Source organism: Streptomyces sp. NPDC050485, assembly GCF_044458185.1.
GTDB lineage: Bacteria > Actinomycetota > Actinomycetes > Streptomycetales > Streptomycetaceae > Streptomyces.
The window spans coordinates 186,652-199,080 of sequence record NZ_JBITHR010000011.1; the positions used below are offsets into that span (position 1 = coordinate 186,652).

The following is a 12,429-nucleotide window of genomic DNA, read 5'->3' on the forward strand; positions in this document are numbered from 1 at the left end:
TGCCGGACGTCCTGTGGACGTCGCCCCGAGGGCGGGAAATGAGGGCTCGTCCAGCCGACATCGTGGCTCTTGGCATGTCCGAGCCCGTCAATCAACAGGACTGCGGGTCACGGCCTGCCCACCCCCGCTCGCGGCCCGGAACACCTGCTGCACTGGGCTGCCCGGCGACACCGCCGCCAGTTCCGAGCCCACGAAGCCCACCAGCGATGGAACAACATCACCGCACAACTCGTGGAGTGACCGGAACATCATCTACAGCTGCCGTGTCAGTGCGCTGAGAGTTCGACTGCCGTCGGAGGGGAGGCCGGATACTGGGGAAGGCCTTGGAATTGCCGGAGTTGAGCGCCGGGGGGCGCGATGTTCGGGTGTGTGGATGTGCCGGGGGGCCGGTCAGGGCGTGGAAGATCCAATGTTGGGCGTGCGGGGCATCCGTGGGCTCGGGTGAAACACGAGGAAGCTGAGCGATCCCCAATGGCTTTGTCGGCGGTGACGTCGGCTTGGGCGTCCTCGGGTCATGACGGCCGTCCGCCGAACTGCCAGTTGTGCACCTCGATGTCGGCGTACCCGTCCGGGGTCAGGATGGCGCGTGCCGTGTCCGGGTCCGACGCCTGGATCAGCACCGCCGTGCCCAGCCAGGTGGCGCCGTTGTCGGACAGCAGCGGCCCGTAGGCGATCAGATCGTCCCGGTTGGGCGGCACCGCGAGGTCCGCGGCCTGCCCCGTACCGAGGCCGAGCACCAGGTACCGGTTGCCGCCGGTCCGGCCGCCGGGGAAGTCCCACATGGTGCGCCCCAGTGTGTTGCGCCATCGTCGCAGCAGTACGTCCCGGTAGACGCCGGCCTGGTAGTTGGGCTCCTCGAAGGCGAACGTGCGGGCGGCGGCGGGATCGGGCAGGTCGACGATGTGCACGCTTCCGGTGGGTGTGTCGCCGTCGCCTGCGAGGGTCGGGCCCCGGGCGATCATCTCCTTCGCGTACCCGTCCATGTAGGACCAGTGGTCTTCCAGTAGCTCGTCGCGCAGCGCTACGGAAGCGGGCCGGTCGCGGTGGTAGCAGATGAACTCCATGCCCCGAGGATCTACCCAAGCAGGTAACCAGGTCGAGCGGATTTACTGCGATGGCTGCTCGGCACCCTCATCCAGTAGCACGCGTACCAACTGCGCGTAGCGGGTGGCCGTCTGCTCGCAGCGGTGTGTGAGGGCTGGAGTCGTGCGGATGGCGCGGCACGTCTCCTATGCGATCGACCGGGCCGCCGTGGGGGAGGGATGCCCCGCTTGCCGCACTCAAGGCCGCCTCTTCGTTCGGGGGCGGTCGATGAGTAGTGTCGCTGCGTGATGAATACCGAGGTGCGTGATGATCTGCGTCCGCCGAGTCTGAACGCAGGTGAGAAGACGACGCTGCTTTCCTTCCTCAACTATCTGAGAGACGCAGTCGCGGCCAAGGCGTCGGGTGTGTCCGACAAGGCAGTCCGGACCGCCGGCGTGTCGTCAGGGACCAGTATTCTCAGCCTGATCAAGCATCTGACCGCGGTTGAGTTCAACTGGTTTGCCTGGTCCTACGCTGGTGCTGACGTCGCGCTCCGGGACGACGAGTCTCAACCTGCTGACGACGAGACGGCCGAGAGCTTGCTGGCTGCCTACCATCAGGCGATCGGCCGGAGCAACGAGATCATCGAGGCCTGCGAGGACTTGGACCGACCAGGTGTTCGTTCGCTCCGCGAGACGCCTCCGCCGTCGATGCGATGGGTCTTGGTGCACATGATTGAGGAGACTGCCCGGCACGCTGGCCATGCCGACATTCTCCGTGAGCAGATCGACGGGTCCGTCGGCCGATGAGCCGACGCGACAGGCGGACAGGACCACGCGGCCGCTCAGCGCTTTCGACGGCAACACGGTCCTGAACTCTTCCGGTGCGGACGAGACGCCGGTTGGGCCCCGCTCATGTGCTGCCGTGGACGAGGAGGTCCAGGCCCAGGGGTGTGCACCAGTGCCACACAGCTTTGCCGTCTCGCCGGGAGACGATCAGGCCGGCCTCGCGGAGGGTCTTGGCCTGCATGGAGGCGGCTGCCGGGCTGACGGCGAGTTCGCGGGCGAGGCCGGTGGTGGTGTGCTGGTGCACGAGCAGGCGCAGGGCCTGCGCCCGGGTGGTGCCGACTATCGCGGTGAGCGCGTCGTCGGATGCGGAGGGGTCGCGGAGCGGCAGGGGGGTGACGGCCGGATAGATCAGCAGGAGCCGCCCGTCGGGATGGGGCGCTGCCAGGAGGTGGTCGGACCAGAACAGGGAGGGTTGCAGGACGATGCCGTGTCCGCGCAGGGTGAGGTCGAGGTCGCGCGGGAAGGCCGCCTCCAGGGTCGTACCGCGCCAGCGTATGTTCGGTGCTAGACCTGTCAGGGCAGCGTGCAGCCCCTGCTGGGCGAGGATGCGGGACCGCCAGGCCGTTTCGGCGTGGAAGCCAGCCCGGATACGGGGCCAGGCCTCGGCGATGAGGTCGGCGTGGGCGGTGCGGACTGCCTGCCCGAGGATCTGCCAGGCGTCCCGGTCACGGTCGGCGAGATGACGCACCCAGGGGGTCAGCGGGCGGTCGATCGAGCACATCCGGCGCAGCTCTGTACGGGCCTGGGCGCTGGGTGTTGACAGGATCTGGTCGATGCCTTCTTCGAGGTCGTGGCTGGGCGGGTCCAGGAACAGCGGCCCGGCGCCCAGCGGGGAGACCAGTTGCAGGAGGGGCCGTGCCGACCGCGGCAGGGTGTGGGCCACGCGCCGTCGCCACGCGCTGAATACCGGGTGCGCATCGCGGCGCTGCAGCATCTCGAAGGCCAAGCCGAGTTCGACCAGCGGCGCCGGCCGGTCGGCGACCGTCACCCTGAGCAGATCCTCCGTCGTGCAGTGGACTCGCAACACGTCAGTCCCCGCCGATGCCGGAACACTTCAGCCTGTGCTGAAAGCATCGCAGCCCTCTGCCGGAACGGGGAGTCTGTTACGCGCCAGCCAATCACCGTCCAGGGTCCAACAGTTCCGGCGCCGCTCAACACGCCTTGATGTCACACGGTTTGATCAACGGGCCGTCGCCTGTCGCTGCTCTGAACCAGGCGACTTCACGATGACGACGACGCTGGATCGGAGCGGATGGCCGGTGATGGCGGCCGCGTCGGACCCCTGCACATCGACAAGAAAGAGGAAGCAATGCGATCTGCTTTAACAAGGGCGCTCGTCAGCGCTACTGCCATCGTCGGGATTGCAGCCGGGAGCCTGGCGGGTGCAAGTGCGAGCTTCGCGGCGACCCAGCCGGCCGCCAAACCCGCGGTAAGCACCCAGGACGTCTCCATCCTCGCAGTGAACAACCTGGGCCTGAACACAACCCAGGCCAAGAACTGGCAGTGCTGGCTGCGCGACGCGGGTTACAACCCCGGTACGATCGATGGGCAGTTGGGCACCAACAGCTGGCAGGCAGCGCAGAGGATGTTCAACGACTTGAACCTCGGCGCCGGTACCGTCGACGGAATCGTCGGAACCAACACGATCAAGGCGCTGCAGCGCTATCTGAACAGCTTCGGCTACAGCCTTACCGTCGACGGGATCGCCGGAACGAACACCAAGGCCGCGTTCGCGGATTTCAACGCCACTGGCTGCTGAACTGGATCGCAGTGTCGTGCGGGTTTGGTCGGGCGGATGTTTGGCTGCTCGGCCAGACCGGCGGCAACAAAAGCCGGCCTGGGTACGGTCGTTGACGTTGCCACCGGTGACGACGAAGCCGAGCGGGCGGCCACGGCCGTCGCAGGCGAGACGGAATTTGATGGGCAGTCCGCTGAGGGATCGTCCAATTGGCGTGAGCGTGGATCTTCGCCTACGGAGCTGACATCCTGCCGACAGCACGGTGAGACGGCGAGACATCGCAACGGTCGGCCCCTTTAGGGTCAACCGTTGATGTTGGCCCTAAACGCGCGTTCACACATCGGTGACGCGCTCGGCCGACGGTTCTACCGGGCCATTTCCGTCCAGGTGACCGGCAGTTCGTGGACGCCGTAGATGTTCATGTCGGTCCTGAGTTTCACCTCGCCGACGGGGGTGGCGAGCTTGAGGGTCGGGAAGCGACGCAGCAGTCCGTCGAAACCTGCCCGCATCTCGATGCGGGCCAGTTGCTGGCCGAGGCATTGGTGGACGCCGTGGCCGAAGGACAGCTGACCGCGGGCCGTGCGGTGGACGTCCAGGGTGTCGGGGTTGTCGAAGCGCTGGGGGTCGCGGTTGGCGGCCAGCAGCGAGACAACGACGGTCGATCCCTTGCCGATTGTTTCACCGCCGAGTTCGATGTCCTCCGTCGCGTAGCGATAGAAGATGTCGGCAACGGACAGGTAGCGCATGAGTTCCTCGACGGCATCGGCCAACAGCTCCGGGTTGGCGCGCAGTTCGGCCATCTGCTCGGGGTGCTCCAGGAGCGCGAAGGTGCCCAGTGCCAGCATGTTGGCGGTGGTCTCGTGGCCCGCGAGCAGCAGCAGGAAGGCGATGCCCGTCAGCTCCTCGATGGTGAGGTCGTCCTGGCGGGCCAGGTCGGACAGGATGTCCTCGCCGGGCGCAGCACGTTTGCTCGTGACCAGTTCGGCGAGGTAGGTGGTCAGTGCGCCGTACGCGGCCATCTTCTCGTCGAGCGGCTGGTCCTTGACCATGAACTTGGCGGAGTTGACCTGGAAGTCCTCCCGGTCCTGGTAGGGGACACCGAGCAGTTCACAGATCACCAGCGAGGGCACCGGCAGCGCGAACTCCTTGACCAGGTCGACCGGCGGGGTGAGGCGCGCCATCTCGTCCAGTTGCCGCTCGGAGATGTCGATGATGTGCTCTTCGAGCTGTTTCATGCGTTTGACGGTGAAGGCGCCGATGAGCTTGCGCCGCAGCCGGGTGTGGTCCGGCGGGTCCATGGCGATGAACAGGCCCGGTACCTGCGGGGACGGTTCGGTGATGACGGGCATGCCGGGGATCTCGTACGGCACGTGGAGAACGCCGATGTCCTGGCGGGAGCTGAACCGGGTGTCGGCCACGAGCTGGCGGACCGCGTCGTAGCCGGTGACGAGCCAGCCCTCGTGGCCGTCAGGGAAGGCCATGGGACTGACGGGGCGGGCCTCGCGCAGCCGGGTGATCTGGCGGGGCGGGTCGAAGGGGCCGGCATCGCGCTCCATGGGGAGGCCCTGCGGGATGGGAACCGTTCGACTCATCGGCTTTCCTTTCGTAGCGGTTGTTCCGGCGACAATCGCCGACGGACCTGTCATACGACTGTCACGGCTCTGACACCGACCATGCTGTCGGCAACATCTGGACGTGGCAGGTGAGTTCAACGACTGATGGGCCGACGACGGCCCCCAACGGGGTCGGCAGCGCCGGAGATCACCAGCACCGGGATCCCGAGGACGGCGAGACGCTCGGGCACGCTCCGCTCGGTGATGTACTCGGCGTTCCGACGCAGCACCGACCGGAACGCGCGGTACGTGATGCCCCGTATCTCGGCGACTGGGTTGTCCGAGACGTCCACCGGGCCTGACGAAGGCCGAGCTCGTCGGGCAGCGCCGCCACCCGGCCCGCTTGCGCGGGCACATCGTGGGACACCGCCGGTGGGGACCGGCCGCAGGCCGCGGTCAATGGGCCCCGTCGGCAGATCCGGGCACTTCCCCCTGCGGCGGCAGAGTCAGCACCATCGGCTACGGAGACCAGGCGCTTCTGGCCGTGATCGACGGCTGAGGGCGCCGGAGGACTTCCCGGCCAGTGGGTCATCGATCGCAGGTGCGGGGGTGGCGCTCAGGAACGGGTCCTCTGCCCCCCTGCGTCCGCTGCGGGGGTGCGGAGGAGGAGTTCGGCGAGGTGCTTGGTGGCGTATCGGGTGAGGGCGCGGCTGTTCATGAAGTGGCAGGTGGCGTGGCCGATGGTTCGGGTGCGGGCCTCGGCAGTCGCGTTGAACGCGTCACCGACCTGAGGGAAGTAGGTGCCGTTGTCGTCACCGACGTCTTCCGCCTCGACCCATACGCGCTGCTGGTTGATTCGGTAGGGGAAGCGGCGCAGTTTGCGGCGGTGGTGGGGCACGAGGGTTTCGGCGTAATGGAGGAACGAGTTGCGGTTGTGGCCGACACCGAGGAGGAGGATGTCGGCGTCGAGGCCGTGGAGGGTGTCGAAGGGCGAGCCGGTGCCGACGGCGTAGGCAAGGGGCTGGTGTTGGGTGATCTGTTGTGCGTGGGGGCCGATGGCCGCGACGGAGGCCTGCGGGTGGGCGCTGCGGAGCCGGGCGGGGCGGGCGAGAATGGCTGTGGGGATGGCGCCCATGGTGGTGGGGAAGGTGTCGTGGAACAGGGGGATCTGGTCGCGCGCGGCTGTGATGCTTGGATTGGTGGGGTCGGCCGCCTGGGGATGGGGGTCGCTGATCTCAGGGGTGAACGTCGGTACGGCGAGGGTTCCCGAGGCAGTGAGGCAGTCGAGCAGCGCGTCGACCACGGTGTTGGCGCCGCCGCTGATGGGGCCGAACGAGGCCAAGGAGGAGTGGACGATGACGGTGGAGCCCTCCCTCACCCCGAGGCGGCCGAATTCTTCCCTGAGTCGGGAATGGTCGAGCGGTATGCGGGACGTGGTCGGCATCGGAGTCCTTTGCGGTCGTCGAGACGGCTGGGTCGGGATGGCTTCTTGGTGAGTGGGGGAGGGCTCGTCCGAACCCTGCAAGGGTTTTGCCACACCAGTATTTGACACACGAGCAGTGGTGCCTGGCCCGCAGCACTGTCCGCAGTGAAGAGGCCGGGCCACGGACACGGATTGTGTGTGTGGGGGGGGGGGAGAGAGAGGCCGCAGCGGCTAGGGCGAAGTCATGCGCCGACGGGGACGGGCTGGGCGCCGACGGGGGCGGGAGGAACGTCGCCGGAGTCAGCGGTGGTTGTGGTACGGCGGGGGAGTGAGTGGTCGGCCATGCCGGTGGTGACGATCGCCATGCACACCATCATGGTGAACATCTTCCGGTCGAGGATGCCCAGGGTGATGCCGTACAGCAGATGTGGGGTATCTGCACAAGCGAACTCCGTTTCCACGAAACGGTGGTTGCCACTTACCAGGCCCCGTCCGCAGCACCGTGACAAACCGGCGCGGACTCACCCGGAGCCGACTGTCGAGCAATCGGGGCAACTTCAGGAGTCCCGGCGCTCAGTGGCCGCCGCGAGGCTCGAAGCAGTCGCTCTCCAGAAATCGGCCGTTGACCTTGACCAGGTAATTGGTCGGCTGCGTGAACGCGGTGACGCAGGCATCGTCTCGGACCCGCAGTGCGATGATGGCGCCCTCGGGCCTGACAGGGTGAGTGTCGGTGAGCCCGAGCCGCACTCCCATGTCCCGCACGATGAGTGTTCCACGGCCCTGTTCGCTGTCGGGGCCTTCGTTGCGGTAGCCGAGCTGGAGCAACGCCGCCCGCACGCTCTTCGGGTCCCATACTTTGTTGTCCCAGAGGCGTTTGAGGACCGGTTCGATGCGATCAGCCTCGCTCCGGGCGATCTTCCCGCTGGCGGGGGACATTTCCTTGGGGATCTTGAAGCCGTTGTTCTCGCGGTAGTGCGGAGCTCCGTCGTGGGAGTCGGGCTCCACGTTGCCCCGCCCGGGGCCGACGGAGGAGCCCGTGGGGGAGGGGGAGTGGGCGGAGCCGGTCACCGTCGAGCCGGTGTGCTGCTGGCCGCAGCCGGTCAGGGTCAGGGCAGCGCCCAGGAAGAGGCCCGCCGCAACATATCTGAACCTTGATATCTGCATGAGATGGACTCTGCCACGGCACCGGTGTGGTCAATGTCCGTTTACGAAGCAGAAGTTATAGCAGCGAGTACCCAGCCGACCTGGGTCACGATGGTGTCTGTATGGTCGGCTGCCTGACTGATCACGGGGGTAGTCGATGTTCCTTTCCAGAGTGCGCGGTGCGGCAATACTCGTGGGCCTGGCGGCAATCACCGTCTCCTGCGGCGCAGGGTCGGCCAATGTTCCAGCCGCCGACGCCTCCGCCTCGTCTTCGGCGTCGCCGTTGTCCCAGAGGGCCGCGAGCGCGACGCCCACTGCACCCGCTCATGGGCCGCTGTCCAGTGCGCTGCCCGCCGAGAAGGTCCGCGACGCCTTCGCCGGGCTCCAGGCCACGCTGAACGACTCGTGCACGCCGGGCAACTGCGCCTACTTCCTCGGCCGGGTCTACGACGAACTCCACCGCATGGACCGTGCGATGAAGGCAGACCCGAAGGGCCCCGGACACTTCCCCGAGCCGATCGCGCTGATCGCGAAGCTCGATACGGAATTTGGCGGCGACCACGCTTTCGGCAGTCTGAAGAAGCATCAGACGCTGATGATCGGTACCCGGGACAAAATCAACCTCTGGATGCAGGGCCACCCAGACGACTACCGCTGACCGGGGGTGAGTTGGAGCCCCTCCTACCCGCGCGAGCCGATGCCAACGGCTACCGGGTCTTCGCCAAAAACGTGGCCCCCAGTCAGCCACCCAGCACTCAACGCGCTCTGCATCATCTCCCTCCCCACCCCGCCCTGCGCCTATCTCATGAACACGAAGCAGCGATACGGACGGCGGTCACGCGCCCGGGATTTCGAGCAGGACTGGGCTGGCCACATCGCGGGTCTGGCGTGACCTCCCAGGACTGGGCGGTGGGGGCGAGCCGGATGGCTTGCGGAATGGTGCCGACGGCCCGGATGCGTACGGTCCGGCCCCGAGGAGCCGGTGCCGGTTCGCCGGCTCCTCCGCGACGGAGGCCCAGCAGCGGGACATCCTCGCTTCCGGCCTCGAAGTTCGTCAGATCCAGTCCTTGCGTTTGAAGGCGGCGTACAGGACGACGGACAGAATGACGATGGCGGCGGTCGACGTGATGAAGCCTGCCTGGGTGCTGAAGCCGGGGTAGGGCACGTTCTGGCCGTAGAAACCGGTGACGGCGGTTGGCACCGCGATGATGGAGGCCCAGCTGGTGACCTTCTTCATGATGAGGTTCATGCGGTTGCCCTGCACGGTCAGGTTGGTCTCCATGATCGAACTGATCATGTCGCGCAAGGACTCGGTCCATTCGCCGGCCCGCAGGACATGGTCGTAGACGTCCTGGTAGTAGGGCAGCAGCGGCTCGGACACGATGTGCAGGTCCCGGCGCAGAAGACTGTTGACGACTTCACGCATGGGCAGGACGACGCGCCGGAGCCTGGACAGGCTTTTGCGCAGCTCGTACGAGCTGCGCTGGACGGTGTCGATCTGCTGGCGGCCCTCCTCGAAGAGGAGGTCCTCGACGGTTTCGATACGGTCGTCAAGATCCTGAACGGCGGCGAAGTGCCCGTCGACTATGTGGTCGAGCAGCCCGTGCAGGAGATAGCCGACACCGTACTTGGCCAGGTCCGAGTTGTTGTCCCAGCGTTCGACGACCTCCTCGATGTCGAAGAGGTCGTCGGGGCGGATGGTGATGAGCGCGGTCTGGGTGATGAAAACCGACAGTTCACTGGCGGTCAGCTGACCGCTGGCGGGGTCCGTGCCGACGGCGTAGGCGCTGAGGAAGGCATGGGTGCGGTAGCGGTCGAGCTTGGGACGCTGGTGCTCATGGCGGGCGTCTTCCACGGCCAGTTCGTGGAGTCCGAACTCTTCGCTGATCATGGCAAAGTCGGCAGGGCCGGGTGCGCAGAGATCGAGCCACACCGCCACATCCGGTTCTGTGACATATTCGGATATGTCTTCCACGGGGAAGTCTTCCAACACCAGTGTGCCGTTGCGGTAAAGCCGTGTTCGAGTCGCCATGGCGCCCCACCCTAAGCGCTGGTCCATCGGGACCTGTGGGCGGGAGGCGTGGGCGGCGACCGGACCCCGTACGGGAAGTCATTTGTCGGCCGGGCGGCCGTCGGGTGCCGGTCGGAGAGCTGTCGCCCCGTCCAGCGGGCAGGATGGCGCGGGCCTGGCGCGCTCCTGAAGCCCCACCGCCTACCTCGGCCGCCCGCCTCAGCCCCAGGCTCTGGGATGCCCAAGGCATGGACACGAGAGGCCGCTACTTGATCCAATACAGAATGGCATCGTTTTGGACAGGCAAGCGGGTACGCCTGCGCGGTATCGAACCCGACGACTGGACCGCGTTCATGCGTTTCGGGGCGGACGAGGAGCGGTTGGGAGACCTGCTGCACCCACCCCGTTCCGCCGAGGGCTACCGTGCCTGGGCGCGGGAGCAGGCCGTTGCCAAGTCCGATGGCGACTGCTTCGGATTGGCGATCGAGGCCGCCGATACAGGGGAAATAGTCGGTGCTGTCGGCTCGCACCACGCTGATCCACGCGCGGGCTGGTTTGAGTACGGCGTCACGATGGGTGCCGAGCACCGGCGCAAGGGCTACGCGGCGGAAGCGGTGGTGATGCTGCTGCGCTTCATGTTCGCCGAGAGGCGCTATCACAAGTGTGAAGCGCGGATCTTCGCGCACAACGAGGCATCCCTGGCTCTTCATCGTCGGCTCGGATTCGTCGAAGAGGGTCGCCTCCGCGATCACGTGTTCTTCGCCGGTCGGCACCACGATCTCGTCGTGATGGGCATCCTCGCTGACGAGTTCGCCCAGCTGCATTCGGTGAGCGAACTTTGAGTGGGTACTTGGACCTATGTGACGCACGCAACGGCCGGTGGCGTCGGCGGGGCCACCTTGATCACCACGGCAGGCCCAGGGTCTCGGCTGGGATGGATCCTGATGCACCGCCGATCCTGAGACACACCGCCTGGCTGTCAGAGCCCTCCTCTAGAGTCGCCCGCGTGGCTGAGCCCTCCTACCTTGCCGCGGTCCGGGAGTCGTACGACACCGTCGCCGCCGACTATGCGGAACTCGTCAAGAACCCCGCAGAGCTGGATCCGTTGTCACGCGCGATGCTGGCCGCGTTCGCCGAAGCCGTGCGGGCGGCCGACCGCGGGCCGGTCGCCGACCTGGGATGCGGGCCCGGCAAAGTCACGGCGTATCTGGCAGAGCTGGGCGTGCCCGCATTCGGCATCGACCTGTCTCCGAAAATGATCGCGGTGGCTCAGCAGGCGTATCCGAGCCTGAGCTTCACCGTGGGGTCGATGACCGCACTGGAGATCCGGGACAACGAACTCGGTGGCATCCTGGCCTACTACTCGACCCATCACACGCCGCCGGAGTTGCTGCCGGTCGTGTTCGCCGAATTTCATCGCACGCTCGCCCCCGACGGCCTTTTGATGGTGGCCGGCCACGTGGGAGACGACGAGCGTCTGCGTCCGACGCAGGCGTATGGCGGCCATCCGGTGTCCTACGAGTCCCATCTGCTGCCACCGGATCGGATCGCCGCTCTGATGGACGGGGCCGGACTCGCCATCACCGCCCAACTCGTGCAGGCGCCTGACGAAGGCGCCAAGCGGACTGCCGCCACCTTTCTGGCTCGGAAACGTGAACGATCGTGAGTTCAGGCATGACTTCAAGCGGCTGGCACGCGCGCGGTCGCTCGTTGGGGCGATGCGTTCCGGGTCCGGGGCATGAGGCTCCTCCGTGGAGCCGGACGCGGCGATGGCTCCCTGGACTTCGATCCCGCCGTCGTGGCCGGGGCCTCTCAGCCGTTCCGCCTGGTCTGGCCGGATTAGAGCCGGACCGGTCGGTGAACTGTCCACAGTCCGGCCCGCACCTCGTCAACGACCCGGCACCCGGGACCCGTTGGAACCCACCGGGCCCCGCAACTGCCCGCACCGTCAGCGCGCGGGCTGCAACCGATGGGGAGAGGCGGCTACGCCAGGAAGTCCTGCCAGAAGGCCACGGTTGCCCTGGGGTTCCAGTCGTCAGGGGTGTGCGCGCTGAAGTCGTCGAATTCGTGGTTGATGTAATCGGCCAAGTCGGCGCCGTAATAGATGATGTCGGTGCCCCAGATGGACATCACCGGGTGCCCGTGGGAGCCATGGCCGGCGGGCAGGAACCGGTGCGCGTACACGGGAACGAGCTTCGGTACTTGGTCCAGCATCAATGTGGCTTCGTAGAGCGCGTCATTCGCATCCGCAGGCTGCTGCCCCCACATCGGGTGCCAGTAGCCGCCCTGAACTGCCCGAAGGACGCCTTCGACCGGCCATTCAAGGTGTTCCCGAAGCTTCACCGGGTCGCCGTGCCGCCAGTCGGGCCAAGGGTTCTCCCACGTGGCCCCCTCCTCGGGCGGCTGCCTCACCGGAAGCCCCGCAGCCAGAAATGCCCGATGGTCGTCGGCGAACTCGAAGCCGTACTCCTCTTCAATACGGCGGAATTCGGCATCGGTCAGTCCGGGCTCAATCTCACAGCAGTCGGCGGCGGCGAGCAGGCGCGCGGCCTCCAGCCCCAGCTTCATTCCCTCGGGCGTCATCACTCTCGAACAGTAACCTCCCTGACCTGGGGTGACGTCATCCAATTTCGGTTCATACGGCACGAGGAGGGCGGGCTCGGTCCCCTGCCGCCCGTAGTCCGGCCCGG

14 protein-coding genes and 1 pseudogene are annotated in these 12,429 nt (G+C 66.8%); 5 read left to right on the forward strand and 10 right to left on the reverse strand.

Annotation, left to right across the window (positions count from 1 at the left end):
* Positions 1-512: 512 nt before the first annotated feature.
* Positions 513-1,064, reverse strand: coding sequence for a YciI family protein (locus ACIBK6_RS23165; protein WP_399053203.1), 552 nt, complete (start codon positions 1,062-1,064; stop codon positions 513-515).
* A gap of 267 nt (positions 1,065-1,331) precedes the next feature.
* On the opposite strand from ACIBK6_RS23165, the gene ACIBK6_RS23170 reads away from it, so the two are divergent.
* A complete protein-coding gene (locus ACIBK6_RS23170; RefSeq protein ID WP_399053291.1) occupies positions 1,332-1,832 on the forward strand; it encodes a DinB family protein in 501 nt (166 codons plus the stop codon).
* Between the two features lie 103 nt (positions 1,833-1,935).
* On the opposite strand, the gene ACIBK6_RS23175 is transcribed toward ACIBK6_RS23170, so the two are convergent.
* Positions 1,936-2,898: an ArsR/SmtB family transcription factor gene (locus ACIBK6_RS23175; protein ID WP_399053204.1), complete on the reverse strand. Its 963-nt coding sequence runs from the start codon at positions 2,896-2,898 to the stop codon at positions 1,936-1,938.
* Positions 2,899-3,123: 225 nt separating this feature from the next.
* Between ACIBK6_RS23175 and ACIBK6_RS23180 the strand changes: the two genes are divergently transcribed.
* The gene (locus ACIBK6_RS23180; RefSeq protein ID WP_399053205.1) at positions 3,124-3,630 is read left to right on the forward strand and encodes a peptidoglycan-binding protein; all 507 of its coding nucleotides are present in this window, start codon (positions 3,124-3,126) and stop codon (positions 3,628-3,630) included.
* A 77-nt stretch (positions 3,631-3,707) separates the two neighbouring features.
* Here ACIBK6_RS23180 and ACIBK6_RS23185 read toward each other — a convergent pair.
* The 6 genes and pseudogenes from ACIBK6_RS23185 to ACIBK6_RS23210 form a co-directional block, all read right to left on the reverse strand.
* Positions 3,708-3,819 (reverse strand): annotated as a pseudogene (locus ACIBK6_RS23185) (IS5/IS1182 family transposase); the annotation flags it as partial.
* Between the two features lie 155 nt (positions 3,820-3,974).
* Positions 3,975-5,201, reverse strand: coding sequence for a cytochrome P450 (locus ACIBK6_RS23190; RefSeq protein WP_399053206.1), 1,227 nt, complete (start codon positions 5,199-5,201; stop codon positions 3,975-3,977).
* 116 nt (positions 5,202-5,317) lie between these two features.
* On the reverse strand, positions 5,318-5,515 hold the full coding sequence (locus tag ACIBK6_RS23195; RefSeq protein ID WP_399053207.1) for a hypothetical protein: 198 nt from the start codon (positions 5,513-5,515) through the stop codon (positions 5,318-5,320).
* Positions 5,516-5,778: 263 nt separating this feature from the next.
* Positions 5,779-6,606 (reverse strand): aminoglycoside N(3)-acetyltransferase, encoded by an 828-nt coding sequence (locus ACIBK6_RS23200; RefSeq protein WP_399053208.1) that lies wholly within the window; start codon positions 6,604-6,606, stop codon positions 5,779-5,781.
* 221 nt (positions 6,607-6,827) lie between these two features.
* Positions 6,828-7,046 carry a hypothetical protein gene (locus ACIBK6_RS23205; protein ID WP_399053209.1) on the reverse strand — a complete coding sequence of 73 codons (219 nt, stop codon included), beginning with the start codon at positions 7,044-7,046 and terminating at the stop codon, positions 6,828-6,830.
* A 112-nt stretch (positions 7,047-7,158) separates the two neighbouring features.
* On the reverse strand, positions 7,159-7,749 hold the full coding sequence (locus ACIBK6_RS23210) for a hypothetical protein (protein WP_399053210.1): 591 nt from the start codon (positions 7,747-7,749) through the stop codon (positions 7,159-7,161).
* A gap of 172 nt (positions 7,750-7,921) precedes the next feature.
* Here ACIBK6_RS23210 and ACIBK6_RS23215 point away from each other — a divergent pair, with 172 nt between their 5' ends.
* The gene (locus tag ACIBK6_RS23215) at positions 7,922-8,386 is read left to right on the forward strand and encodes a hypothetical protein (RefSeq protein ID WP_399053211.1); all 465 of its coding nucleotides are present in this window, start codon (positions 7,922-7,924) and stop codon (positions 8,384-8,386) included.
* A gap of 396 nt (positions 8,387-8,782) precedes the next feature.
* On the opposite strand, the gene ACIBK6_RS23220 is transcribed toward ACIBK6_RS23215, so the two are convergent.
* The gene (locus ACIBK6_RS23220) at positions 8,783-9,787 is read right to left on the reverse strand and encodes a magnesium transporter CorA family protein (RefSeq protein WP_399053212.1); all 1,005 of its coding nucleotides are present in this window, start codon (positions 9,785-9,787) and stop codon (positions 8,783-8,785) included.
* A gap of 236 nt (positions 9,788-10,023) precedes the next feature.
* Between ACIBK6_RS23220 and ACIBK6_RS23225 the strand changes: the two genes are divergently transcribed.
* The gene (locus ACIBK6_RS23225; protein WP_399053292.1) at positions 10,024-10,581 is read left to right on the forward strand and encodes a GNAT family N-acetyltransferase; all 558 of its coding nucleotides are present in this window, start codon (positions 10,024-10,026) and stop codon (positions 10,579-10,581) included.
* A 164-nt stretch (positions 10,582-10,745) separates the two neighbouring features.
* On the forward strand, positions 10,746-11,405 hold the full coding sequence (locus ACIBK6_RS23230; RefSeq protein WP_399053213.1) for a class I SAM-dependent methyltransferase: 660 nt from the start codon (positions 10,746-10,748) through the stop codon (positions 11,403-11,405).
* A gap of 317 nt (positions 11,406-11,722) precedes the next feature.
* On the opposite strand, the gene ACIBK6_RS23235 is transcribed toward ACIBK6_RS23230, so the two are convergent.
* The gene (locus ACIBK6_RS23235) at positions 11,723-12,322 is read right to left on the reverse strand and encodes a hypothetical protein (RefSeq protein WP_399053293.1); all 600 of its coding nucleotides are present in this window, start codon (positions 12,320-12,322) and stop codon (positions 11,723-11,725) included.
* Positions 12,323-12,429 lie beyond the last annotated feature (107 nt).